Here is a 23,778-nt window from a genome sequence, read left to right as displayed (position 1 = left end):
CGCGACGACACCCTGCCCCGCGCGCTCAAGTGCCACCGCCGCGGTTCCGCGCCGACCCGCGCAACCCGCCCGGCTGAGAACGGCGCTCGCATCGAACCCGATGCGAGCGCCTTTTCCGTCGTGATCAACTCATCGGGTCGTTCGTTGTCGAGGGGGGATCGTGGATCGTGATCTGTTGCCCTGGCCTGCGGGCTTCGGGTCCGAGCGGCCCGGTTATCCGATGGCCGCCGTGATCGCGGGGTTCTTCGTACCGGGGACTTTGCTGTTCGTGTCGGGCGTCTTCTCGGCGGTCGACGAGTCCGATCCGCTGCTGGCCGTGTTCTGTGGGGCGGGAGCCCTGATGTGTGGGTCCGGGTTGTTCGTGCTGCCCGTGTTCCTGCGGGTGCGGCGGCGTCGCGTGCCTCGAATGACCATCACGCAGGAACCGGCGATGTACCTCCCCACTCGGCGGAGCACCATGATCGCCGCGCTCGGCGTCGTGCTCGGGGCGAGCGTGTGGACGGCCTGCGTGCTCGTGCTCGTCCTCACGATTCGGGAACCGGCCCGCGAACTCGACCACGTGTGGAACTACGGCGTACTCCTGGCCGCCCTGGCGCTGAGCTTGCTCGGTGCTTACGGCGGCTGGGCGATCGCCAACTGGCTGCGATATCGGCTCGGGGTGCGCCTCGGACCCGAGGGTCTCGCCGTCGAGTCCGGATTCATCCACCAGACCACCGGCTGGGACGACATCGCCGCCATCGTGCCCACGGAGGAGAACCGTCATCGGGTGGTCGTGGTCCACTCGCGCGACCTCGTCACGGTCCGGCGCACCCGACTGGTGCGGCGCGGCGGCGCCACGGCCGGGCAGATCCGGGTGAACGCGACCGCGCACCGGATCGACCCTGCCCTGCTCTACCACCTGCTCCAGTTCTATCGCGCCAATGCCGATCGTCGCCGCGAACTCGGTACCGAGACCGGCCTCGATCGGGTCCGGGCGGGCGAGCTCGGCGGGGCGTGAGCCAGGCGGGTGGGATAACTCACGTTCGGCTCGGGTAGCGATCGGGGAGTGGGGCCCGTTGCATGGAGGCGTGACTTCTTCCGTTTCCGCGCCCGGTATCGTCGAGACGCCGCGTACGAGCTGGCATGTGCCCGCGATGCTGGCGCTCGCGCTGGGTGGGTTCGGGATCGGGACGACCGAGTTCGTGACCATGGGGCTGCTGCCGAATATCGCGGCCGACTTCGATATCTCCGAGCCGACGGCCGGGCACGCGGTGTCGGCGTACGCGCTGGGGGTGGTGGTCGGGGCGCCGCTGATCGCGGCGCTGTGCGCCCGGGTGCCGCGCAAGAAGCTGCTGATCGCGCTGATGGCCGCGTTCACCGTGGGCAACGCGGCGACGGTGCTCGCCCCGACCTTCGGCACGCTGGTGGCGGCCCGGTTCGTCTCCGGTCTGCCGCACGGCGCGTACTTCGGTGTCGCCTCGCTGGCGGCGGCCACCCTCGCGCCGGTCGGGCAGCGGGCCAAGGCGGTGGCGGCGGTGATGCTCGGGCTGAGCGTGGCGAACGTGATCGGGGTGCCGGGCGCGACCTGGCTCGGTCAGCATCTGGGCTGGCGGGACGCCTACGTCGTGGTCGCCGTGATCGGCGTGGCCACGGTGGCGGCGCTGTGGCGGTTCGTGCCCAGCCTGACCGGTATGAAGGTCACCAACCCGCTGACCGAACTCGGCGCGCTGCGCCGCCCGCAGGTGCTGCTCACCCTGGCCGTCGGCGCGATCGGCTTCGGCGGCATGTTCGCCGTCTACACCTACATCGCCACCACCATGACCGACGTGGCGGGCATGGCGATCGGCACCGTCCCGATCGTGCTGGCCCTGTTCGGCCTCGGCATGGTGGCGGGCAACATCGCCGGCGGCGTGCTGGCCGATCGCGGCGTCGACCGCTCCATCTTCGTCGGGATGATCGCGATGGTGGTCATCCTGGCCGGCTTCGTCCTGGCCGCGCACAACCCGATCACCGCCTCGATCGGCGCCTTCCTGGTCGGCGCGTCCGGCGCGGCCCTGGCCCCCGGCCTGCAGACCCGCCTGATGGACGTCGCCGCCGACGCCCAGACCCTCGCCGCCGCCCTCAACCACGCCGCCCTCAACATCGCCAACGCCGCGGGCGCCTGGCTCGGCGGCCTCGTCATCGCCGCCGGCCTCGGCTACACCGCCCCCGCCGCCGTCGGCGCCCTCCTGGCAACCCTCGGCGTCGCCCTCTTCACCATCACCGTCTGGGCGGCCCGCCGCTCGTCCTGACCGCGGCTCGAACTCCCACTCCGGCGTTGTGCACAACACGCCGTACCGATTTCGGCCCTCCGCTCCTCGGCTATACGGTGCGCTGCATGCCGAGCTACCTGCACGAAGGCTTGCTTGACCTCTTCCGCACAGACATCACCCTGGCTCCGTCGCTGCTGGTCGAACAATTCGGAATGCGGCTGCCCGAGCAAGCCGAGATGCGGGCGGAGCCGTGCGACTTCACCGACATCGGGCCCAAGGAGTATCGCGGCGATTTCGCGCTCAGCACCTGCGATGACCGAAATCGGCCGGTCCTCGGCGTGTGCGTCGAGGTCCAGCTGAGCTGCAAGGACGATCGGCGCTGGAAATGGCCCGTCTACGTCACCACGCTGCGATCACGCTTGCACTGCCAAGCCGTGTTGCTGGTGGTGACGCCCAGCCGACAGGTCGCGAAGTGGGCCTCGAGTCCGATCGAACTCGATCCCAACGGGTCGGTCATCCACCCGCGGGTGCTCGGACCCGACCGGTTTCCCATCGTGACCGATCCCGACGAAGCCCGCCGGAGTCCAGAACGCGCGACGCTGTCGGCGATCGCGCACGGGGCCGGTCCGCACATGGACGGGGTGCTCTCGGCCTTTCTCGCCGGGCTGATGAAAACCGACGATGAACGTGTGAAAATGTACCTTGATCTGGTCGACGACGAGTTGACCGTTGCGGCGAGCCGACGTCTGGAGGAACTTGTGAAGAGCTCTCCCGAATACCGTGGCCGCATCGCCACCAAATATGTGGCCAAAGGTCGTGAAGAAGGCCGAGAAGAAGGGCGCGAAGAAGGGCGCGCGGAGGAAGCCGCCCATGCCGTTCGCACCGTGCTGACCGCCCGCGGGCTCGAGCTGTCCGTGGCGCAACGCACCACGCTCGCCGAATGCACCGATATCGATCAGCTCAACGCCTGGTTGGTGCAGGCCGTAACCGCCACGCGGGCAGAAGAACTCTTCGACTGACGCCCCCACAAGCGTGGTGTCACACTTCGGCCCGCCACATCGTCTTCTCGGTGCGCAACATTCGGCAAGAGGAGAAGGTGTCATGTCAGTAGTGATCAGCAACCCGTCCGAGCTGCACGATCCGACGGGGTTCGGGTACAGCCATGTCGCGCGGGTGACCGGTGAACTGGTCGTCATCGCGGGGCAGTACGACTCCGATGCCGAAGGGCACACCACCAGCACCGATTTCGGTGAGCAGGTGGACCGGGCGTTCGTGAATCTGGGGATCGCCCTGCGGTCCGCGGGCGCGGACTACGCCGACGTCGCGCAGCTGCGCACGTTCATCGTCGACCACGACCTGGACAAGTTGCAGGTGCTCGGCGCCAAGATCGCCGAGATCTGGGGTGACCGTCCACCCGCGCAGACTCTGCTCGGGGTCGCCGCGCTCGCACTGCCCGGCATGCTGTTCGAGGTCGACGCCCTCGCGGCACTGGGCTGACGCGCGTCGCGCACTCGCCGACCGCCCCGGCGGCGAGTGCGCGCACGAACCCGCCGCGGACAGGCAATGCGGGACTCGCAGTCTCGCATATATGACCAATCGGTCGCAATAGACGTTGGTATGCTCGGAAAGTGGCGCGTACCAAAGAATTCGACCCCGATGTGGTCCTGGACCGCGCGCTGGAGCTGTTCTGGCAGCGCGGCTACGAGACGACCTCGATCGCGGATCTGATCGAGCATCTCGGCATCGCCAGGGGCTGTATCTACGCCACGTTCGGCAGCAAACACGAACTGTTCATGATGGCGCTGCAACGCCACCTGGAACGCGTCGACGAGATGATCACCGCGGTCCTGGCCCAGCCAGGACCGGCGCTGCCCGCGATCCGCGAGCTGGTCGACCGGGTCGTGCGTGAGTCCTGCGCGCCGGACAGATTCCTCGGCTGCCTGGTGACCACCGCCGCGGTCGAGCTCGCCGCCCGCGACGCCGATGTCGCCCGGCTGGTCGAATCCAGCTGGGCGCGCACCGAAACGGCGCTGTTCTCCGCGCTGTCGCGCGCCCGCGCGCAGGAGGAACTGCTGCCCGACGCGGACACCAGGGCCATGGCCCGCTTCCTGGTCGTCTTCTTCCAGGGCGTCTGGGTGCTCGAGCGCGCGCCCAATTCCGCCACCCGCCTGCGCGACGCGGGCCGGGTGGCCGTCTCGATCCTGGGCTGAGTCCACGTCCGTATTCGTGAACGACCGGTCGGGATCGTGCGGGGCTATCGCTCGGCCGACGTACCGCCCGCCGGCCGAGCCCAGCCGACGCTGAGCTGCACCGCCCGCTGCCACCGCTCGTACTCCTCGTCGCGCACGGCGCGCTCGGCCTGCGGCACCCACTGCGCCGCCACCCGCCAATTGCGCCGCAGCCCTTGCAGATCCGGCCAGTACCCGACGGCGAGCCCGGCCGCGTAGGCCGCGCCGAGCGAGACCGTCTCGGTCACCAGCGGACGCATCACCGGAACGCCCAGGACGTCGGCGATGATCTGCATGAGCAGATTGTTCGCCGCCATCCCGCCGGCCACCCGCAGCGATGTCGCCCGCAGTCCGGCGTCGGCGTTCATCGCCTCGACGACATCGCGGGTCTGCCAGGCCGTGGCCTCGAGCACCGCGCGCGCCAGGTGGCCCTTGGTGACGTAGGAGGTCAGCCCGATCAGCAGCCCGCGCGCGTCGCTGCGCCAGTGCGGTGCGTAGAGCCCGGAGAAGGCGGGGACCAGGTAGCAGCCGCCGTTGTCGTCGACGGTGCTCGCGAGGGTCTCGATCTCGGGCGCGGTGGCGATCAGGCCGACGATGTCGCGCAGCCACTGCACCAGCGATCCGGTGACCGCGATCGGGCCCTCCAGCGCGTACACCGGGTCGGGACCGACCTGGTAGCCGATGGTGGTGAGCAGCCCGTGCCGGGAGCGGATCAGTTCGGCGCCGGTGTTCATCATCAGGAATCCGCCGGTGCCGTAGGTGCATTCGGTCTCGCCGGGCGCGAAGCAGGTCTGGCCGAACAGCGCGGCGTGCTGGTCGCCGAGGGCGGCGCCGATCCGGACGCCGGGCGCGACCGTGCGGGCGGTCCCGAAATCGCCGGTCGATGGTTCGATGCGGGGGAGCATGGCGCGCGGAATGTCGAAGAACCGCAACAGTTCCGCGTCCCACTGCCGGGTCGCCAGGTTCATCAGCAACGTGCGCCCGGCATTGGTGACATCGGTGACGTGCGCGCCGGTGAGGTTCCAGATCAGCCAGGACTCCATGGTCCCGAACAGCACCTCGCCGCGTTCGGCCCGCGCCCGCAGTCCGTCGACGTGGTCGAGCAGCCAGCGCAGCCGGGGCGCGGCGAAGTAGGTGGCCAGCGGCAGCCCGCTCAGCTCCGTGATCCGGTGCGCGCCGGGCATTTCCCGGAACCGCTCGACGAGTTCCTCGGTGCGGATGTCCTGCCAGACGATGGCGGGCCGCACCGGTATCCCAGTCACGCGATCCCACACCACGGTGGTCTCGCGCTGATTGGCGATCCCGATCGCCGCTACCTGCTCGACGGTGATCCCGGCATCGCGCAGCGCCGCGGGCACGATCTTCTCGACCGTCCGCCAGATCTCCAGCGCGTCCTGCTCGACCCACCCCGAGCGCGGATAGCGCTGACGGTGGGTCCGCTGGGCCAGCCCGGCCAGCCTGGCGTGCCGATCGAAGACGATGCAGCGGGTGGAGGTGGTGCCCTGGTCGAGGGCGAGCACATACCGTTGCGTCACCGGAGCCTCCCGTTCATCGTGCCGCGCCGAGATCGCGGTGCACGGCCTGGGCGGCGGCGCGCACCAGTTCCACGGTCGCGGGCCGGATCCGCAACCGGTTGTCGCACAGCCGATCCGTCGGTCCCGAGATGCCGATGGCGGCGACCACCAGTCCTCCTCTGGCGCGGATCGGCGCGGCGATGCCAGCCTCGCCGGAGCGGTATTCCTCGACCTCGCCGGCCCAGCCGGTCCGCCGGACCTCGCCGATCGCGCGGTCCAGCGCTGTCGGGTCGACGATAGTGCGGTGCGTGAACGATTGCAGCGCACCGGAATTCGTCGCGGCGTCGTAGGCGAGCAGCACCTTGCCCAGTGCGGTGGCGTGCGCGGGCAGCACCTCGCCGACCGCGAGCACCTGCTCGGTGTTGTCCGGCCGGAACACGTGGTGCACCACCGTCACCCCGGCGGGGCGCGCCACCGCCATCCGCACCGACTCGCCGGTCCGCGACGCGAGCGCGTCGGCGCGGTGGATCGCCCGCGAGCGCAGTTCGTTGACATCGAGGTGATCGGTGCCGAGCTCACCCAGCGCGGGCCCGAGCAGATACCGGCCCGTCGCCGGATCCTGGTCGACGAACCCCACCCCGAGCAGGGTCCGCAGAATGCCGTGCGCGGTGGGTTTGGCCAGGTCGAGCGCGGCGGCGACCTCGCCGACCGCCATCGGTCCCGATCCGCGCGCGAGCAGCCGCAGCACGGCGGCGGCTCGCTCGATCGACTGGATCGGACCCGGCACCGCCCGAACCTATCAGCCCGAGCGTTCAGCATTGTCGAACGGCAGCCGTGGCGGCGCGGTCGGGCCGTTCCTAGCGTGGTGTCGGGCTCGACGGTGAGCCCGCGCGAAAGGACCACGATGAATCGGTATGTGGGCGCGATCGACCAGGGCACGACCTCGACGCGTTTCATGGTTTTCGACCACGGCGGCGCCGTCGTCGCCCGGCATCAGCTCGAACACGAGCAGATCATGCCGCGACCCGGCTGGGTCGAACACAACCCCGACGAGATCTGGGAACGCACCCGCACCGTCGTCAAGACCGCGCTCGCCGCGGCCGACCTCACCGCCGCCGACCTGGCCGCGATCGGCGTCACCAACCAGCGCGAGACGACCGTCGTGTGGAACCGCCACACCGGCCGCCCGTACTACAACGCCATCGTCTGGCAGGACACCCGCACCGACCGGATCATCGCCGCGCTCGACGCCGCCGGTCACACCGACCTGATCCGCCGGCGCACCGGACTCCCGCCCGCGCCCTACTTCTCCGGCGGCAAGCTGCGCTGGATCCTCGACAATGTCGAGGGCGTGCGCGCCGACGCCGAACGTGGCGACGCCCTGTTCGGCACCCTCGACACCTGGCTGATCTGGAACCTCACCGGTGGTGTTCGCGGCGGCATGCACGTCACGGATCCCACCAACGCCTCGCGCACCATGCTGATGGACCTCGAGACGCTGGCCTGGGACGACGAACTGCTGCGCGTCTTCGACATCCCGCGTGGGATGCTGCCCGCCATCGCGCCGTCGTCGAACCCGGCGGGCTTCGGCACCACCGACCCCGACGGACCGTTCCAGGGCGCGGTCCCGATCGCCGGGGTGCTCGGCGACCAGCAGGCCGCGAGCGTCGGGCAGGTGTGTTTCCAGCCGGGCGAGGCCAAGAACACCTACGGCACCGGCAATTTCCTGATGCTCAACACCGGTACCGACATCGTGCGCTCGGCGCACGGCCTGCTCACCACCGTGGCCTACCGGTTCGGCGACGACAAACCCGTCTACGCGCTGGAGGGGTCGATCGCGGTCACCGGCTCGGCCGTGCAGTGGCTGCGCGACCAGCTCGGCATCATCGCGGGCGCCGCGCAGATCGAGGACCTGGCCGGCCAGGTCGAGGACGCGGGCGGGGTGTACTTCGTGCCCGCGTTCTCCGGGCTGTTCGCGCCGTACTGGCGACCCGACGCGCGCGGCGCGGTGGTCGGCCTCTCGCGCTACAGCAACAATGCCCACCTGGCCAGGGCGACCCTGGAATCCATCGCCTACCAGACCCGCGACGTGGTCGAGGCGATGCAGCGCGATTCCGGCGTGCGGCTGGCGACGCTGCGCGTCGACGGCGGCGTGACCATGAACAAGCTGGCCATGCAGATCCAGGCCGACCTGCTCGGTGTCCCGGTCTCGCGGCCGGTCGTCGCCGAGACCACCGCGCTCGGCGCCGCCTACGCGGCCGGCCTGGCGGTCGGCGTCTGGGACTCCACCGACGAACTGCTCGCGAACTGGCACGAAGACGTCCGCTGGTTCCCCTCCTGGTCCGACGAGCAGCGCGAGCGCGGCTACCGCCGCTGGCTCAAGGCCGTCGAACGCACCCTCGACTGGGCCGAACTCGACTGATGAACGATCACCTCGACAAGGAGCAAGCCGTGTCCGTTCCCCTGGACTCCCTCTACCGCGACAAGGCGATCGCGGCACTCGGCGACCACGAGGTCGACGTGCTGGTGATCGGCGGCGGCGTGACCGGTGCCGGCGCCGCGCTCGACGCCGCCTCGCGTGGTCTCTCGGTCACCCTCGTGGAGGCCCGCGATTTCGCCGCGGGCACCTCGAGCCGGTCGTCCAAGCTCATCCACGGCGGCCTGCGCTACCTGGAGCAGCTGGACTTCGCGCTGGTCCGCGAGGCGCTCAAAGAGCGTGGGCTGCTGCTGAACTCGCTCGCGCCGCACCTGGTGCGTCCGGTGCCGTTCCTGTTCCCGCTCCAGCACCGGGTCTGGGAGCGCGCCTACATCGGCGCGGGCGTCGCCCTCTACGACACCCTCGGTGGCGCGCGGGCCGTCCCCATGCACAAGCACCTGACCCGCTCCGGCGCACTGGAACTCGCGCCCGCGCTGCGCCCGGACGCGATGACCGGCGCGATCCGCTACTACGACGCCCAGGTCGACGACGCCAGGCACACCATGATGATCGCCAGGACCGCCGCCGACCACGGCGCGACCGTGCTGACCCGCACGAAGGTCACCGGCCTCGTGCGCGACGGCGCGCAGGTCGTCGGCGCGCACGTGGTCGACCTGGAAACCGGTGTCGCCCACACGATCCGGGCCCGCAGCGTGATCAGCGCGACCGGCGTGTGGACCGACGACATGATCAAGATGACCGGCGTCGACTTCCCGTTCCACGTGCGGATGTCCAAGGGCGTGCACATCCTGGTCCCGCGCGACCGGCTGGACCTGCACACCGGCCTGATCATGCGCACCGAGAAGTCCGTGCTGTTCGTGATCCCGTGGGCCGAGCACTGGATCATCGGCACCACCGACACCGCGTGGTCACTGGACAAGAACCACCCCACCGCCACCGCCGCCGACGTGCAGTACATCCTCGACCACGTCAACGCGCTGCTGCGCGAGCCGCTGACCAGGGCCGACATCGTCGGCACCTACGCCGGGCTGCGGCCGCTGATGACCGGCGCGTCGAAGGAGACGGCCAAGCTCTCGCGCGAGCACGCCGTCGCCGAGCCCGCGCCCGGCCTGTTCGTGATCGCGGGCGGCAAGTACACCACCTACCGGGTGATGGCCGCCGACGTGGTCGACGCCGTCACCGCGCGCCTCGGCGGTGACATCCCCGCCTCGGCGACCGCGGGGCTGCCGATCGTCGGCGCGCTGGGCTACCGCGAAATGCTCGTCGAGGCAGCCGAACTGGCGGCCACGGTCGGGCTGCCGGTCGAGGTCGTCGAGCACCTGCTCGGCCGCTACGGCTCGCTCGCCACCGACATCTTCGACCTCGTCGCCGGCGATCCCGCACTGCGGCAGCCGCTGCCGGGCGCGCCCGACTATCTGGCCGCCGAGGTCGTCTACGCGGTGACCCACGAGGGCGCGCTGCACCTGGACGACCTGCTCACCCGCCGCACCCGCATCTCCATCGAGGTTCCGGATCGCGGGCTCGCGGCCGCGCCGGAGATCGCGCGGCTGATCGCGCCGCTGCTCGGCTGGGACGACGAGACGGCCAACGCCGAGATCAACCGCTACTTCGACCGGGTGCACGCCGAGCTGGCCGCCAACCAGGCGGGCGACGACATCGCCGCGAACACCGCGCGCTTGGTCGCTGTGCGGTGACGCGCGGGGTGCCGCTCGTGCCGATGCCGCACACGCGTGGCGTCGCCACGGCGGTATTCCGGTGCGACCGCTGACTGCCGCTTACCAACAGGTCTGTATGTAAGCGGTAGGATCGGCCGATGACCAGCACCGCAGCCGACAAGCCGCCGCGCCGGACGCAGGAACAGCGCAGCACCGAGATGCGCGTGCGCCTGCTCGACGCGACCATCGACTGCCTGGTCGAGTACGGCTACGCGGGCACCACCACGCCCCGGGTCGCCGAGCGCGCCGGCGTCACCAGGGGCGCGCAGGTGCACCACTTCGGCTCCAAGCACGACCTGGTCGTGGCTGCGATCAAGCACCTGGCCGAACGGCGGGTCGCCGCCGCGATGAGCGAGATGACCCAGGTCAGGGTGGGTGACGATCCGGTCGGCGCGGCGCTCGAGTTCCTGTGGGACCTGCATCAGGGACCGTTGTTCATCGCGACCGTGGAACTGTGGGTGGCGGGCCGGACCGATCCGGTGCTGGCCGCGGCGATGGAAGAGGTGGAACCGCTGGTCAACGCCGCGGTGCTGCGGGCGGTCGCGGAGGTGATCCCGGACGACCTGCGCCGCAAGGGCGCCCGCGATTTCGCCTACACCGCGATGGACGCGCTGCGCGGCATCCTCGTCGCCAATTTCGTCGTCCCGGACCCGGAACGCGCACACCGCCGCTGGCGTCGCGCCATGGTCGACCTGCGCGCCGCTGCGGCCGCCGTGATCGCCGCGGGGTCCGCTGACCCCGGGGCACGGGGAGAGGTTCCGTCGACGGGCACCGGATGACTAGCGTGAGCGCATGGAATCGCACATCGAGCCCCTACCGGCACCGGCGGTAGCGTCGTGAGCCGGGGCACCATCGTGATCACCGGCGCCAGCTCCGGCCTCGGCGCGGAGATGGCCCGCCAGTTCGCCGCCCTCGGCTACGACCTGGGCCTGTGCGCCCGGCGCACCGAACGCCTCGACGAACTGCGCGCCGAGATCCTGGCCGCGCATCCCGACCGCGCCGTCTCGGTGAAACAGCTCGACGTCACCGACGACGCCGCCGTGTTCGCCGTCTTCGACGAGTTCGCCGCGGAATTCGGCGCGATCGACCGCGTCGTGGTCAACGCGGGACTCGGCAAGGGCGCGCCGCTGGGCACCGGCAAGCACGCCGCCAATCGCGAGACGGCCGTCGTGAACTTCCTGGCCGCCCTGGCCCAGACCGAGGCCGCGATGGCGATCTTCCGCGCCCAGGGCCGCGGCCACCTGGTGATGATCTCCTCGATCTCCGGCCTGCGCGGCATGCCCAAGACCCTGACCACCTACGCCGCCACGAAGGCGGGCGTCGCGGCCCTGGCCGAGGGCCTGCGCGCCGAAGCCGTCCCCGGCGTCGACATCTCGGTGATCTACCCCGGCTACATCCGCTCGGAGATGAACGACCGCATCAAGCACCAGCCGAAGTTCATGGTCGACACCGCGACCGGCGTCCGCGCCATGGTCGCCGCCATCGAGAAGCGCCGCGCCAAGGCCTACGTCCCCGACTGGCCCTGGATCCCGATCGCCTTCGCCCTGCGCACCCTGCCGCTGCCGCTGGTCCGCAAACTGCTCTGAGCACGACGAAGGCCGTGACGGGCGAAAGATGTTCGCCCGTCACGGCCTTCGGTTGCGCGATCAGTGCTGGCGGGGCAGCAGGTGCTTGCCTTCGCGGTCGGTGGACAGGGCGAGGGAGCTGATGTACTGGATCTCGCCCTCGGGGCCGGGGATCGCCGAGGCGATCATGTCCGGGCGCTCGAACTCCATACCGGTGACGTGGCACGGCAGCAGGTCGCCCGACGGGTTGCCGTGCTCGTCGAACATCGGCAGCTCGATGCCGTCGTCGGCGCGGCGCAGGTAGTACTTGCCCTTGGTGGCGATCGCGGTGAGCGGGGTCGCGACGAAGGCCACCAGCACCGCGACCAGCGGTGAGTACGGCTTCAGCAGCTCACCGAAGAGGCCGAAGAAGGTCATGATCGACAGCACCGCCGACAGGCCGAAGCCGACCAGGCCGACCGGGTTGAAGTCGTAGAGCATGCCGCGCCGGAACTCCGGCACCTTCGGCGAGATCTTCAGCAGGTACTTGTTCACCGCGATGTCGGTGGCCACGGTGACGATCCAGGCGATGCCGCAGTTGGCGTAGAAGCCCAGGATGTTGTTGAGGAAGTCGAACATGTTCGCTTCCATCAGCACCAGCGCCACACCGAGGTTCACCACCAGGAACACCAGGCGACCGGGGTAGGTCTTGGTCACCCGGGTGTAGGAGTTGGTCCAGGCCAGCGAGCCGGAGTACGCGTTGGTGACATTGATCTTGATCTGGCTGATGACCACCAGCACCACGGCCAGCGTCATGGCCAGCCAGCCCGGCACCATATCGCGGTAGATCTCCAGGAACTGGTGCACCGGCTGGTTCGCGATGCCCTGCGCGGCGGGCAGATTGGCGATCAGGTAGACCGCGAGGAACAGGCCGACGACCTGCTTGGCCGCGCCGAAGAGCACCCAGCCCGGACCCGCGAGCAGCATCCAGCCCCACCACTTGGCCCGGTTCTCCGGCGTGCGCGGCGGCATGAACCGCAGGTAGTCGATCTGCTCGGCGATCTGGGCGATCAGCGACAGGCAGACGCCCGCGGCCAGCAGCGCGCCGGACACGCTCACGCCGCCCCCGTTCTCGCCGCCGTAGGCGAAGAACGAGCCCACCGAATCGGGGTGGCGCACCAGCAGGAAGCCGAACGGCGCCACCATCAGCAGCAGCCACAGCGGAGTGGTCCACACCTGCAGCTTGGCCAGGGTGTTCATGCCGTAGATGACCAGCGGGAAGATGATCACCGTCGACGCCAGATAGCCCATCCAGAGCGGAATTCCGAGGCCCAATTCCAGGCCCTGGGCCATGATCGAACCTTCCAGCGCGAAGAAGATGAAGGTGAACGAGGCGAACACGATATTGGTGATCACCGAGCCGTAGTAGCCGAATCCGCTACCGCGCGTGATCAAATCCAGATCGATGTTGTAGCGCGCCGCGTAATAGGCGAGCGGAAATCCGGTCAGCATCACGACGACGGCGAAGATACCGATGCCGATCAGCGCGTTTCCGGTGCCGTGCGCGATTCCGATATTGGCGCCGATCGCGAAATCGGCGAGATAGGCGATGCCGCCGAGGGCGGAGATGCCGACCACCGCGGGGCTCCATTTGCGGTAGCTCCGCGGGGCGAAACGCAGCGTGTAGTCCTCGAGTGTTTCTTTGGCAGCGGTGTCCGCTCCGGCCATTTTCCCTCTCCCTCATCCACGCGGCCGTCGAATTCGGCGGCTCACCGACGGTGCTCGATGGATGTAGACACCAATTTTCCGAACCGTTACGCCGCTGTTACGCGGGCGGATGGTGACCGGGGTCACGGAAACCGTTGTGAAGATACATGCAGAGCTGTATGTTTGTGCGCAAGCCTGAGGATGGGAGTTCGATGACGAACAAGGTCTATGTGGTCGGCGTAGGGATGACGAAGTTCGAGAAGCCGGGCCGCAAGCTGGTCGAGGAGGCCGACGGAACCACCCGGGCCTGGGACTATCCGGACATGGCGCGGGAGTCGGGCACCAAGGCCCTGGCCGACGCCGGCATCGACTACCGCGAGGTCGAGCAGGCGTATGTCGGCTACGTCTACGGCGAGTCGACCTCCGGGCAGCGCGCGGTCTACGAGCTCGGGATGACCGGCATCCCGGTGGTCAATGTCAACAACAACTGCTCGACCGGCTCCACCGCGCTCTATCTGGCGGCGCAGGCGATCCGGGGCGGGCTGGCCGAGTGCACGCTGGCGCTGGGCTTCGAGAAGATGCAGCCCGGTTCGCTCGGCTCCACCTGGGACGACCGCGAACAGCCGATGGCCAAGCACGTGCTGGCACTGGCGGAGATCTCCGAGGTGCTGTTCCCGGTGGCGCCGTGGATGTTCGGCGCGGCCGGGCGCGAGCACATGAAGCGCTACGGCACCACCGCCGAGCACTTCGCCAAGATCGGCCACAAGAACCACAAGCACTCGGTCAACAACCCGTATTCGCAGTTCCAGGACGAGTATTCGCTCGACGACATCCTGGCCTCGCGGATGATCTACGACCCGCTCACCAAGCTCCAGTGCTCGCCGACCTCGGACGGTTCCGGCGCGGCGATCCTCGCCAGCGAGGCGTTCGTCGACCGGCACGATCTGTCGGAGCGGGCGGTCGAGATCGTCGGGCAGGCGATGACCACCGACTACGCCTCGACCTTCGACGGCACCGCCAAGAACCTCATCGGCTACGACATGAATGTCGCTGCCGCGCGGAAGGTCTACGAGCAGGCGGGCCTGGGCGCCGACGACTTCCAGGTGATCGAGCTGCACGACTGCTTCTCCGCCAACGAGCTGCTGCTCTACGAGGCCCTCGGACTCTGCGGCGAGGGCGAGGCCGGGAAGCTGATCGACGCGGGCCAGACCACCTACGGCGGCAAGTGGGTGGTGAACCCCTCCGGCGGCCTGATCTCCAAGGGGCACCCGCTCGGCGCGACCGGCCTGGCCCAATGCTCCGAGCTCACCTGGCAGCTGCGCGGCACCGCGGGCAAACGCCAGGTCGGCGACGTCACCGCCGCCCTGCAGCACAACATCGGCCTCGGCGGCGCCGCCGTGGTCACCGCCTACCAGCGCGCGGTGCGCTGACCAGCACGAGGAGTACCGCAATGGGACACATCGAAGCCACCAAGACCGTCACCGCCACCCCGGAAGCGCTGTGGGCGGTCGTCTCCGACCCACAGACCTGGGACAAGTGGTTCACCATCCACGAGAAGTTCATGGAGGAACCGCCCGCCGTGCTGGCCGAGGGCGCCGCGCTGGTCGCCAAGATCGTCATGCTCGGCATGGCCAACAAGATGGAATGGACGGTCAAGGCGGTCGAGGTACCGAACCGGCTGACCCTCACCGGCGCCGGAATGGCCGGTGTCCGTACCGAATTCACCTTCGACATCCAGCCGTCGGGAGCGGGCAGCACCATCCTGGTCTCCGGCGACTTCGAAGGCGCGCTGATCAAGGGCGCGCTGGGCAAGGCGGTGGAGAAGGACGGCCGCACCCAGCTGGACAAATCCCTCGACCAGCTCGACGCGCTGGCCTCGGCGTAGGGGGCTTCGAATGACAGCACACGCATCCGGCCGCATCGTCGAGTTCGACGACGCGGGCCTGGAAAAATGGGGTGACGCCGAGGAATTCGCGGTCACCGCGGACCGGATCGCGGACTACGCCGCCGCGACCAACGATCCGATCCAGGCGCACCGCGACGGTACCGTCGCGCCGCCGGTCTTCGCCATCGTCCCGGTGTTCGAGTCCATGATGATGCCGATCATCGACGTGGCGCCGATGGACATCTTCGGCCGGGTGGTGCACGGCGAGCAGGACTTCCACTTCCATCGGCCGATCCGGCCCGGTGAGCAGCTGGTGTCGCGGTCCAAGGCGGTCGGCTACACCAGCAAGTCGACCGGCACGACCGTCACCATCCTGGTCGAATGCCGGGATGCGGCAGGCGAACTGGTGAACGAGCAGTACCTCACCGCCTTCTTCCGCAATATCGACGCGGGCAAGTCGGTGGGGGAGCAGGCGCCGGCGCATCGCTTCGACGAAAGCCTGCGCGCGAGTGAACCGTGCGCGGTCGTCGAGCATCACGTCGACGACGACCAGACCTTCCGGTACTCGCCCGCCTCGGGCGATCCGATGCCGCTGCACCTCGACGAGCAGGTCGCCAAGGACGCCGGACTGCCCGGCATCATCGCGCACGGGCTGTGCACCATGGCGATGGCGTCGTGGGGCGTGCTCACGGCGACGGCGGGCTCGGATGTGCACCGGCTGCGGCGCTTCGCGGTGCGCTTCGCCAAGCTCGTCTTCCCCGGTGACGACCTGCGGACCCGGATCTGGCCGGTGACCAGCGCCGACGGCATCACCACCTACGCCTTCGAGACAGTGCGCGGCGAGGACGTCGTCCTCAGTGACGGCCTCGCCGAGATAAGGAGTCAGTCATGAGTTCCCTGGCGGGCAAGGTCGCCGTGATCACCGGCGCCGGCCGCGGCATCGGCCGCGAGCACGCGCTGCTGTTCGCGCGCGAGGGCGCGAAGGTCGTGGTCAACGATCTCGGCGGCAGCAATGCCGGCGAGGGCGCCGACTCCGGTCCGGCGCAGCAGGTCGTCGACGAGATCGTCGCGGCGGGCGGTGTCGCCGTCGCCAATACCGACAATGTCGCGTCCTGGGACGGCGCGCGGAACCTGATCGCCCAGGCGGTCGGTGAGCTCGGCGGGCTCGACATCGTCATCAACAACGCGGGCATCCTGCGCGATGTCTTCGTCGCCGCGATGGACGAGGCCCACTGGGACGCGGTGATCGCCGTGCACCTCAAGGGGCATGCCGCCGTGCTGCACCACGCCGCCGCCTACTGGAAGGCGCAGAGCAAAGCGGGCAACCAGCCCAACGCCGCCGTGGTGAACACCGCGTCGGCCTCGGGCGTCACGCTGCCCAACGCGGGCCAGGCCAACTACGGCGCGGCCAAGGCCGGGATCGCCGCGCTCACCCAGGTCGCCGCCGAGGAGCTGGGCCGCTACGGCGTGCGGGTCAACGCGATCGCGCCGATCGCCCGCACCCGGCTCACCCTGGCCACGCCCGGCATGGGCGCGATGTTCGCCGCCGAGGCCGCCGCGGCCGAGGAATCCGGCGGGTTCGACGCGTTCAGCCCGGCCAATATCTCGCCGCTGGTCGCCTATCTGGCCTCGGACAAGTGCCCGATCACCGGCAAGGTGTTCGCCGTGCAAGGAGGCGCCATCTCCGAGCTGGCCGGCTGGCACGATGTGAAGACGATCGAGACCGAAGGGCCGTGGGCGATCGACGACATCGCCGTGCGGCTGCCCTGAGCGCGGGAGACGACGATGATCGAATGGTCCGAAACCGATCTGATGATCCGCGACGCCGTGCGGACCTTCATCGACAAGGAGGTCCGTCCGCATCTGGACGCCCTCGACAGCGGTGAGCAGCTGCCCTACCCTATCCTGCGGAAACTGTTCAGCCAGTTCGGGATCGACGCCATGGGCGAGGACGCGGTCACCAAGATGCTGGCCAAGGAGGCGGCCGGTCCCGGCGAGAAGTCCGGCGGTGGCGGTGGGTCACCGTTCGCTGGGCAGCAGTCGATGATGGCGGTGCTGATCAGCGAACTGTCCGGGGTCTGTATGGGATTGGTGTCCGCGCTGGGTGTCAGCATCGGGCTGGGCGCCACCACCATCATGTCGCGGGGCACCCTGGCGCAGAAGGAACGCTGGCTCGCCGACATCGTCACCCTGCGCAAGGTGGCGTCCTGGGCGATCACCGAGCCCGACTCCGGCTCGGATGCCTTCGGCGGCATGAAGACCCGGGTCGAGCGCGACGGCGAGGACTACATCCTCAACGGCCAGAAGACCTTCATCACCAACGGCCCGTGCGCCGACGTGATGATCGTCTACGCCAAGCTCGACGAGGGCGACGGCGCCGACAAACGCCACCGCAAGGTGCTGACCTTCGTCCTGGACAAGGGCATGGAGGGACTCACCCAGGGCAAGCCGTTCAAGAAGATGGGCCTGCACTCCTCGCCCACCGGGGAACTGTTCTTCGACAATGTCCGGCTCGGCCGCGACCGGCTGCTCGGCGAGACCGAGGACCATCGCGGCGGCGACGGACGCGACAGCGCCAGAGCCAGTTTCACCGCCGAGCGGATCGGCGTCGGCTTCATGGCGCTGGGCATCATCGAGGAATGCCACCGGCTCTGCGTCGACTACGCGCGCACCCGCACGCTGTGGGGACAGGAGATCGGCAGGTTCCAGCTGATCCAGCTCAAGCTGGCCAAGATGGAGGTCGCCCGGATCAATGTGCAGAACATGGTGTTCAACGTGCTCGAGCGGGGCAAGGCGGGCAAGCCGCCGAGCCTGGCCGAGGCGTCGGCGATGAAGCTCTACTGCTCCGAGGCGGCCACCGAGGTCGCGATGGAGGCGGTGCAGCTGTTCGGCGGCAACGGGTACATGAGCGAGTACCGGGTGGAGCAGCTGGCGCGCGACGCGAAGTCGCTGATGATCTACGCGGGCAGCAACGAGATCCAGGTGACCCACATCGCCAAGGGTCTGCTCGGCAAGTAGGCGAAGACGAACCCGGCCGCGCGCGTGTCGCGCGGCCGGGTTCGCGCGTGTTCAGACCGCGCGCAGGTGACCGCGGCTGGCGTAGATGTGCTCGGCGATCAGGGTGGCGATCCGGTCCGGTGCCTCCAGCATCGGCACATGACCCACGCCGTTGACCAGGATGCGGTCCGCGGATTCGGGGAGTTCGCGCAGGTAGCGGGTGGCGTAGACGTGGTTGGGGATGATCCGGTCGTACTCGGCGAGCAGCATGCGGACCGGGGTGGACAGCTCGTTCAGGTCGTCCATCGCGGGCGCGCGCAGGCCGCCGAGCAGCATCGGGATGATCGCGTCGCAGTGCAGGACGGCCGCGATGATCGTCGCGAGGTCGCGCCGGGCCACCGCGCCGGTGTGCTTGCTCAGCATCAGCGCGGCGACCTGCTGCACCACCGGGTTGTTGATCACCAGGCCGCCGAGCCGCTTGCCGACCTCGACGAACGGGACCATGGAGGCGAACTTCGCGCCGACCCGCAGCTGGGTGAACGAGGGCGTACTCCAGCCGCCCGCCGGCGCGATCGCGGTGAGCGTGCGGGCCCGCCCGCGCCGCGCCAGCTCCAGGCCGACCCAGCCGCCCAGCGAGTTCCCCGCGATATGGCAGGTCCGCCAGCCCAGTTCGTCGAGCTGATCTTCGATCTGATCGGCCAGCGCGTACACGTCCAGGGACCAGCCCTCGACCTTCGGCCCGCCCCAGTGCCCGGCGAACGCGGGCGCGTACACCTCACAGTGGGCCGACATCCGCCGCGCCACCTGCTCCCAGCAGTGCGGCGACAACATGAACCCGTGCAACAGCAGAACCGGGTCACCGGACCCGAGGTGCAGCGCCGCGACTGGCGACGGCCGGGCAGTGGACTTGGCGGTGCGTGACGTCATCGTCAATCACCCCTTCCTGGACGACGGTGTCCGGGGGAGCATTCCTGACCTGTCATTGTACGGTCGACCGGTGGCTCTCATCCTTTCAACAGTGAACGTCAACGGCGTGCGCGCCGCGGCGACCAAGGGCATGCTGCCCTGGCTCGCCGCGACCGAGGCCGACATCGTGTGCTTGCAGGAGACCAGGGCGACCGATGCCCAGGTCGCCGCCGCACTGGCGCCCGCGCTCGACGCGGGGTGGGTGCTCTCGCACGCCGAACCGGAGTCGAAGGGGCGCGCCGGGGTCGGCATCCTGTCGCGCCGGACGCCCGACGCGGTGCGGATCGGCTTCGGCAGCAGCGAGTTCGCCGAGTCGGGGCGCTATCTCGAGGCCGACTTCGGCGAGGTCACCGTGGCCAGCGTGTATGTGCACTCGGGGGAGGAGAACACCCCCAAGCAGGACGAGAAGTACCGGTTCATGGCCGAGTTCGGCGCGTACCTGCAGGCGCGTACCGGCGATTTCGTCGTCAGCGGGGACTGGAACATCGCGCCCGCCGAGGTCGACCTGAAGAACTGGAAGGGCAACCAGAAGTCGGCGGGCTTCCTGCCCGAGGAACGCGCCTGGATCGCCGACCTGCTGGCGGCGGGCTACGTCGACGTGGTGCGCGCGCTGCACCCCGGCGTCGCGGGCCCCTACAGCTGGTGGTCCTACCGCGGCCGCGCCTTCGACAACGACTCCGGCTGGCGCATCGATTACCAGCTGGCCCTCGGCGAGCTGCCGGGGCGCGCCAAGCAGGCCGTCGTCGAGCGCGCCGACGCCTACGATCAGCGCTGGTCCGACCACGCTCCCGTGACGGTGCAGTACCGGTGAATCTCTCGCGCAAGACCCTCGGCCTGCTCGGCGGGCTCGTCCTCATCGTGCTCGCGGTGGGCTTCACGCTGCTCACCGGGCGCGGCGGCAACGACACCACCGCGGCCACCAGCACCCGCGCGGCCGCCGGGATCACCACCACCAAGGCCGCGCCGAAACCCGGCCCGCCCGCGGGCAATGCCAGTGCCGCGCCGGTCACCAAGGCGGCGGGCGTGCCCGATCGGGCCTACGTCACGCTCGTGGAGATCGACGCGGGGCGCTGGCCGGATTCGGCGAACGCGCCCGGCACCAAGGGTGGCGAGCAGTGGATGAACTGGGGAACCAAACTGCCGCCCAAGGATTCGGCGGGCAAAGCCGTGACCTACCAGGAGTGGGACGTCAACCCCAAGCAGCGCAACCGGGGCCGGGACGCCGAACGCATCGTCACCGGCAGCGACGGCACCGCCTGGTACACCGGCGACCACTACGAGACCTTCACGAGGATGCGCTGATGACGACGCGAATGACGCTGTCGCAGTTCCTTGCTCGTCCCACCCTCGAGGCGCCCGCCGCCCCGCGGCCGGTGCTCGGCGCCCTGCCCGTCGACCCCGCCGCGTTCAGCGGCGTGCGCTACGACGCGCCGGCGGACTACCGCGTGCGCGAACTGCGCGGCCCCAAGATGCGCACCACCGCCGAGCTCTTCGACGAGTTCGCCGCGGCCTTCCAGTTCCCGTACTACTTCGGCGCGAACAAGGACGCCTTCGACGAATGCCTCCGCGACCTCGACGATTTCGTCGGCGACGCGCCCGGCTACGTCGTCGTGGTGCGCACCGCCGCCGACCTGCTCGCCGACGACCCCACCGAGCGCGCCTGGTTCGACAGCGCCATGCGCGACTGCGCCGCCTACTGGTCGCGCCGCGACGTCGTCTTCCGCGTCGTCCTCCAGGGCGAACCCGCCGACTTCGGCGCCGTCGCGCTGACCGACTGACAGTCGCTCCGTCGGTGGCGTAGCCCTCAGCGGTGGCGTTCGGCCAGGTCGTCGCCGAGGAGGACGAAGACCTCGGTGACCTGGTCGATCAGTTCCTCGCGGGTGAGATCGAGATCGCCGGCGAGCCAGGTCGTGAGGGTCTGGGTGAGGCCGCCGATGAGGTAGATCGCGCGGAAGTCGACGAGCTTCTGCGGCACCTCGACCCCGTAGAAACCGGTGCCCTCCGCGGCGACCAGGCGGGAGAACGCCCGCACCGTCCGGGCCGTGCGGGCGCGCAGTTCCGGGGTCGCCATGCCCGCGATCAGCGCGGCCTTCGCCTTGCGCGGATCGTCGATGAGTACCGAGATGCCCGCGTCGATCGCGGCGCGGGACTGGGACCGGCTGTCGGGCGCGGCGGTGGTCAGCGCCGTCACGATCGCGGCGGTCAGTTCCTCGGCGATCCGATCGAGCAGGGCCTCCAGCACGCTCTCGCGATGCTCGAAATTCTCGTAGTAGTAGCGCTCGTTGAGTCCGGCGCGGGCGCAGAGCCCGGCGACGGTGAGCTTGGCCTGCCCGTCTTCGGCGACGATGTCGAGCGCCGCGTCGAGGAGGGCGGTCCGGCGTTGGGCCTGTCGTTGTTCGGCCGAGACGCCACCGTAGGTGCGTTGTGCTGCCACAGCTCCCATTCTGCGTCCTGCCGTCGCGGGGAGGTTTTCTGGTAGAGACTCTTGCCAGATTATCAAATCTGGTGGATTCTATTGCCAGATGCACTCGACGAGGAGGCGCAGCATGGCCGCACGGCAGGGCGAACCCGGATATTTCGCCGACGATTCGATGATCCGACGGGTGATGAGCAAGCGGGCGGTGGGGCTGACCTACGGCGTCCGGGCACTGGTGATCGGCGCGGTGCACCCGCTGCTGTTCGTCGGCACCAGTGAGCACACCGCCCACCGCGCGACCCCGTACACCCGGCTGGCCATCACCGGGGCGCTGTTCGAGGCGGTCTTCCTCGGCAGCAAGACCGAGGCCGACCGGGCCCTGGCCTTCACCCGGCGCAAGCACGAGAAGGTGGTCGGCACCCTGCCCGAGCACGCGGGCGAGCACTATCCGGCGGGCACCGCCTACGCGGCGCACGATCCACACCTGATGTTCATGACCATGGCCTTCACCTTCGACTCCGCCGAGGCGATGTACGACCGGCTGGTGCGCGAACTCACCGCCACCGAGCGCGAGGACCTCTACCAGGACTACGTCCGCTGGGGCGAGCTGTTCGGGATGCCGCGCGACGCCGCGCCCGCCGACTACCCGGCCTTCCGCCGCTACTTCGACGACTACCTGAACTCGGCCGAACTGTTCCTCACCGAGGAGGCCGATCTGGTCGGCTCGTATCTGGCGGGCCACCGCAAGGCCTATCGCCTGCGCCCGCCCGCCGAACAGGTCGGCTCGGCGCTGTACCTGCTGGTGCAGGGCAGCCTGCCGACCCGGATCCGGGACATGTACGGCATCGAGTGGGGCATCGCCGATCAGGTGGCCTACCGCACGCTGTGCCGCAGCCTGCGGACCGCGCACGTCGCGCCGCCGCTGGCGCCCCGGGTGCTGGCCGGCGCGCTGGCCGGGCCGAGCACACCCTCCTATCAGCTGCTGGCCCGCCGCGAACAGCGAATGGTCAAGGCGGGCAAGCCGAGCATGCCCGGCGTCGATCCGCGCAACTGGGTGCAGCGAAATACCGCTTGAGCGTCATGGAAAGATCGGGGGCATGTCCAGTCCTGCCCCGGCCGCGACGGCCGAACGCAAGCAGCGGGTGCTGTCGGGCATCCAGCCCACCAGCGACTCCTTCCACCTCGGCAACTACCTGGGTGCGCTGCAGTACTGGGTGACCATGCAGGACGAGTACGACGCGCTGTACTTCATCCCGGACATGCACGCGATCACCGTCAGCCAGGAGCCCAAGGCGCTGCGGGCCCGCACCAAGGCCGCGGCCGCGCAGCTGCTCGCGCTCGGCATCGACCCGAAGAAGTCGACCCTGTTCGTGCAGAGCCAGGTGCCCGAGCACGCCGAGCTGTCCTGGGTCCTGAGCTGCATCACCGGTTTCGGCGAGGCCAGCCGGATGACCCAGTTCAAGGACAAGTCGGTCAAGCAGGGCGCGGACAACGCGACGGTCGGCCTGTTCACCTACCCGGTGCTGATGGCCGCCGACATCCTGCTCTACCGCCCGCACCAGGTGCCGGTCGGTGAGGATCAGCGCCAGCACCTGGAGCTGACCCGAAACCTGGCCCAGCGCTTCAACACCCGCTTCAAGAAGACCTTCGTCGTGCCGGAGCCGCACATCGTCAAGGGCACGGCGAAGATCTTCGACCTGCAGGATCCGACCGCGAAGATGAGCAAGTCGGCCAGCACCGACGCCGGCTTGATCAACCTGCTCGACGATCCCAAGGTCACCGCGAAGAAGGTCAAGTCGGCGGTCACCGACACCGAGCGCGAGATCCGCTACGACCCGGAGCACAAGGCGGGCGTGAGCAACCTGCTGGTGATCCTGAGCTCGCTCACCGAAACCCCGATCGTCACCCTCGAAGAGAATTTCGCGGGCAAGGGCTACGGTGATCTCAAGGCCGACGTGGCCGACGCGCTGGTCGAATTCGTCACCCCCGTCCAGCAGAAGGTGCAGGAATACCTGTCGGATCAGGCCGAACTGGACCGGATCCTCGCCTCGGGTGCCGAGCGGGCGCGCGAGATCGCAGGCAACACACTGGCGCAGGTGTACGACCGGGTGGGCTTCCTGGCTCGCTGACCCGGTGTG

General features: G+C 69.3%; 24 protein-coding genes. 19 read left to right on the top strand and 5 right to left on the bottom strand.

Features of this window, described 5'->3' with window-relative positions:
- The first annotated feature begins 160 nt into the window (after positions 1-160).
- From AB0H54_RS29465 to AB0H54_RS29445, 5 genes are all read left to right on the top strand, one after another.
- Positions 161-997, top strand: coding sequence for a hypothetical protein (locus AB0H54_RS29465; protein WP_357349729.1), 837 nt, complete (start codon positions 161-163; stop codon positions 995-997).
- A 97-nt stretch (positions 998-1,094) separates the two neighbouring features.
- On the top strand, positions 1,095-2,270 hold the full coding sequence (locus tag AB0H54_RS29460; protein ID WP_357349742.1) for an MFS transporter: 1,176 nt from the start codon (positions 1,095-1,097) through the stop codon (positions 2,268-2,270).
- Positions 2,271-2,356: 86 nt separating this feature from the next.
- Positions 2,357-3,250: a hypothetical protein gene (locus tag AB0H54_RS29455; protein WP_357349727.1), complete on the top strand. Its 894-nt coding sequence runs from the start codon at positions 2,357-2,359 to the stop codon at positions 3,248-3,250.
- Between the two features lie 82 nt (positions 3,251-3,332).
- Entirely contained in the window at positions 3,333-3,728 is a 396-nt protein-coding gene (locus AB0H54_RS29450) for a Rid family hydrolase (protein WP_355271555.1), read from the top strand.
- A gap of 131 nt (positions 3,729-3,859) precedes the next feature.
- Positions 3,860-4,441 (top strand): helix-turn-helix domain-containing protein, encoded by a 582-nt coding sequence (locus AB0H54_RS29445; RefSeq protein WP_357349725.1) that lies wholly within the window; start codon positions 3,860-3,862, stop codon positions 4,439-4,441.
- 44 nt (positions 4,442-4,485) lie between these two features.
- Here AB0H54_RS29445 and glpK (AB0H54_RS29440) read toward each other — a convergent pair whose 3' ends face one another.
- Both glpK (AB0H54_RS29440) and AB0H54_RS29435 read right to left on the bottom strand, forming a co-directional pair.
- Complete coding sequence (glpK, locus tag AB0H54_RS29440; protein ID WP_357349723.1) at positions 4,486-5,994, bottom strand: glycerol kinase GlpK; 1,509 nt, start codon at positions 5,992-5,994, stop codon at positions 4,486-4,488.
- Positions 5,995-6,007: 13 nt separating this feature from the next.
- Positions 6,008-6,760: an IclR family transcriptional regulator gene (locus AB0H54_RS29435; protein WP_357349721.1), complete on the bottom strand. Its 753-nt coding sequence runs from the start codon at positions 6,758-6,760 to the stop codon at positions 6,008-6,010.
- A gap of 117 nt (positions 6,761-6,877) precedes the next feature.
- On the opposite strand from AB0H54_RS29435, the gene glpK (AB0H54_RS29430) reads away from it, so the two are divergent.
- The 4 genes from glpK (AB0H54_RS29430) (at position 6,878) to AB0H54_RS29415 (ending at position 11,711) form a co-directional block, all read left to right on the top strand.
- Positions 6,878-8,395: a glycerol kinase GlpK gene (glpK, locus tag AB0H54_RS29430; protein WP_357349719.1), complete on the top strand. Its 1,518-nt coding sequence runs from the start codon at positions 6,878-6,880 to the stop codon at positions 8,393-8,395.
- A 29-nt stretch (positions 8,396-8,424) separates the two neighbouring features.
- Positions 8,425-10,104, top strand: a complete 1,680-nt coding sequence (locus tag AB0H54_RS29425; RefSeq protein ID WP_357349717.1) for a glycerol-3-phosphate dehydrogenase/oxidase — start codon at positions 8,425-8,427, stop codon at positions 10,102-10,104.
- Positions 10,105-10,223: 119 nt separating this feature from the next.
- A complete protein-coding gene (locus tag AB0H54_RS29420; protein WP_357349715.1) occupies positions 10,224-10,904 on the top strand; it encodes a TetR/AcrR family transcriptional regulator in 681 nt (226 codons plus the stop codon).
- Positions 10,905-10,961: 57 nt separating this feature from the next.
- The gene (locus AB0H54_RS29415) at positions 10,962-11,711 is read left to right on the top strand and encodes an SDR family oxidoreductase (protein ID WP_357349713.1); all 750 of its coding nucleotides are present in this window, start codon (positions 10,962-10,964) and stop codon (positions 11,709-11,711) included.
- A gap of 60 nt (positions 11,712-11,771) precedes the next feature.
- Here AB0H54_RS29415 and AB0H54_RS29410 read toward each other — a convergent pair whose 3' ends face one another.
- On the bottom strand, positions 11,772-13,397 hold the full coding sequence (locus AB0H54_RS29410; protein WP_355271570.1) for a hypothetical protein: 1,626 nt from the start codon (positions 13,395-13,397) through the stop codon (positions 11,772-11,774).
- A gap of 191 nt (positions 13,398-13,588) precedes the next feature.
- Here AB0H54_RS29410 and AB0H54_RS29405 point away from each other — a divergent pair, with 191 nt between their 5' ends.
- Genes AB0H54_RS29405 through AB0H54_RS29385 form a run of 5 tightly spaced genes read left to right on the top strand, consistent with a single transcriptional unit; the run spans position 13,589 to position 18,279 of the window.
- Positions 13,589-14,806, top strand: coding sequence for a lipid-transfer protein (locus AB0H54_RS29405; RefSeq protein WP_357349711.1), 1,218 nt, complete (start codon positions 13,589-13,591; stop codon positions 14,804-14,806).
- 20 nt (positions 14,807-14,826) lie between these two features.
- Positions 14,827-15,261, top strand: a complete 435-nt coding sequence (locus AB0H54_RS29400; RefSeq protein WP_355271572.1) for an SRPBCC family protein — start codon at positions 14,827-14,829, stop codon at positions 15,259-15,261.
- A gap of 10 nt (positions 15,262-15,271) precedes the next feature.
- Entirely contained in the window at positions 15,272-16,153 is an 882-nt protein-coding gene (locus AB0H54_RS29395) for a MaoC/PaaZ C-terminal domain-containing protein (RefSeq protein ID WP_357349709.1), read from the top strand.
- Entirely contained in the window at positions 16,150-17,031 is an 882-nt protein-coding gene (locus AB0H54_RS29390; protein ID WP_357349707.1) for an SDR family oxidoreductase, read from the top strand. The genes AB0H54_RS29395 and AB0H54_RS29390 overlap by 4 nt, the downstream gene beginning before the upstream one ends.
- Before the next feature lie 15 nt (positions 17,032-17,046).
- Complete coding sequence (locus AB0H54_RS29385) at positions 17,047-18,279, top strand: acyl-CoA dehydrogenase family protein (RefSeq protein ID WP_357349705.1); 1,233 nt, start codon at positions 17,047-17,049, stop codon at positions 18,277-18,279.
- 51 nt (positions 18,280-18,330) lie between these two features.
- Here AB0H54_RS29385 and AB0H54_RS29380 read toward each other — a convergent pair whose 3' ends face one another.
- Entirely contained in the window at positions 18,331-19,185 is an 855-nt protein-coding gene (locus AB0H54_RS29380; RefSeq protein WP_355271577.1) for an alpha/beta hydrolase, read from the bottom strand.
- A gap of 70 nt (positions 19,186-19,255) precedes the next feature.
- Between AB0H54_RS29380 and AB0H54_RS29375 the strand changes: the two genes are divergently transcribed.
- From AB0H54_RS29375 to AB0H54_RS29365, 3 genes are read left to right on the top strand one after another with little or no spacing between them, the layout of a single operon-like run.
- A complete protein-coding gene (locus AB0H54_RS29375; RefSeq protein WP_357349703.1) occupies positions 19,256-20,035 on the top strand; it encodes an exodeoxyribonuclease III in 780 nt (259 codons plus the stop codon).
- Entirely contained in the window at positions 20,032-20,526 is a 495-nt protein-coding gene (locus tag AB0H54_RS29370) for a ribonuclease domain-containing protein (RefSeq protein WP_357349701.1), read from the top strand. Before AB0H54_RS29375 ends, AB0H54_RS29370 begins: the two co-directional genes overlap by 4 nt.
- A complete protein-coding gene (locus AB0H54_RS29365; RefSeq protein ID WP_357349699.1) occupies positions 20,526-21,002 on the top strand; it encodes a barstar family protein in 477 nt (158 codons plus the stop codon). The genes AB0H54_RS29370 and AB0H54_RS29365 overlap by 1 nt, the downstream gene beginning before the upstream one ends.
- Before the next feature lie 26 nt (positions 21,003-21,028).
- Here AB0H54_RS29365 and AB0H54_RS29360 read toward each other — a convergent pair whose 3' ends face one another.
- Positions 21,029-21,667, bottom strand: coding sequence for a TetR/AcrR family transcriptional regulator (locus AB0H54_RS29360; protein WP_357349697.1), 639 nt, complete (start codon positions 21,665-21,667; stop codon positions 21,029-21,031).
- Positions 21,668-21,770: 103 nt separating this feature from the next.
- Here AB0H54_RS29360 and AB0H54_RS29355 point away from each other — a divergent pair, with 103 nt between their 5' ends.
- On the top strand, positions 21,771-22,715 hold the full coding sequence (locus AB0H54_RS29355; protein ID WP_357349695.1) for an oxygenase MpaB family protein: 945 nt from the start codon (positions 21,771-21,773) through the stop codon (positions 22,713-22,715).
- Between the two features lie 22 nt (positions 22,716-22,737).
- Positions 22,738-23,769, top strand: coding sequence for a tryptophan--tRNA ligase (gene trpS / locus AB0H54_RS29350; RefSeq protein WP_357349693.1), 1,032 nt, complete (start codon positions 22,738-22,740; stop codon positions 23,767-23,769).
- Positions 23,770-23,778 lie beyond the last annotated feature (9 nt).

This window comes from Nocardia sp. NPDC050718, from assembly GCF_040654235.1.
Taxonomy (GTDB): domain Bacteria; phylum Actinomycetota; class Actinomycetes; order Mycobacteriales; family Mycobacteriaceae; genus Nocardia.
Note: the sequence above shows the minus strand (reverse complement) of the source record. Positions and strands in the feature narration are given on the sequence as shown.

Bases quoted from the DNA above. Each gene is read 5' to 3' on its own strand.
- AB0H54_RS29455 (WP_357349727.1), top strand. From the start codon at position 2,357: ATGCCGAGCTACCTGCACGAAGGCTTGCTTGACCTCTTCCGCACAGAC.
- AB0H54_RS29450 (WP_355271555.1), top strand. From the start codon at position 3,333: ATGTCAGTAGTGATCAGCAACCCGTCCGAGCTGCACGATCCGACGGGG.
- glpK (WP_357349719.1), top strand. From the start codon at position 6,878: ATGAATCGGTATGTGGGCGCGATCGACCAGGGCACGACCTCGACGCGT.
- AB0H54_RS29420 (WP_357349715.1), top strand. From the start codon at position 10,224: ATGACCAGCACCGCAGCCGACAAGCCGCCGCGCCGGACGCAGGAACAG.
- AB0H54_RS29410 (WP_355271570.1), bottom strand. From the start codon at position 13,397: ATGGCCGGAGCGGACACCGCTGCCAAAGAAACACTCGAGGACTACACG.
- AB0H54_RS29405 (WP_357349711.1), top strand. From the start codon at position 13,589: ATGACGAACAAGGTCTATGTGGTCGGCGTAGGGATGACGAAGTTCGAG.
- AB0H54_RS29400 (WP_355271572.1), top strand. From the start codon at position 14,827: ATGGGACACATCGAAGCCACCAAGACCGTCACCGCCACCCCGGAAGCG.
- AB0H54_RS29395 (WP_357349709.1), top strand. From the start codon at position 15,272: ATGACAGCACACGCATCCGGCCGCATCGTCGAGTTCGACGACGCGGGC.
- AB0H54_RS29390 (WP_357349707.1), top strand. From the start codon at position 16,150: ATGAGTTCCCTGGCGGGCAAGGTCGCCGTGATCACCGGCGCCGGCCGC.
- AB0H54_RS29385 (WP_357349705.1), top strand. From the start codon at position 17,047: ATGATCGAATGGTCCGAAACCGATCTGATGATCCGCGACGCCGTGCGG.
- AB0H54_RS29380 (WP_355271577.1), bottom strand. From the start codon at position 19,185: ATGACGTCACGCACCGCCAAGTCCACTGCCCGGCCGTCGCCAGTCGCG.
- AB0H54_RS29365 (WP_357349699.1), top strand. From the start codon at position 20,526: ATGACGACGCGAATGACGCTGTCGCAGTTCCTTGCTCGTCCCACCCTC.
- AB0H54_RS29360 (WP_357349697.1), bottom strand. From the start codon at position 21,667: ATGGGAGCTGTGGCAGCACAACGCACCTACGGTGGCGTCTCGGCCGAA.
- AB0H54_RS29355 (WP_357349695.1), top strand. From the start codon at position 21,771: ATGGCCGCACGGCAGGGCGAACCCGGATATTTCGCCGACGATTCGATG.
- trpS (WP_357349693.1), top strand. From the start codon at position 22,738: ATGTCCAGTCCTGCCCCGGCCGCGACGGCCGAACGCAAGCAGCGGGTG.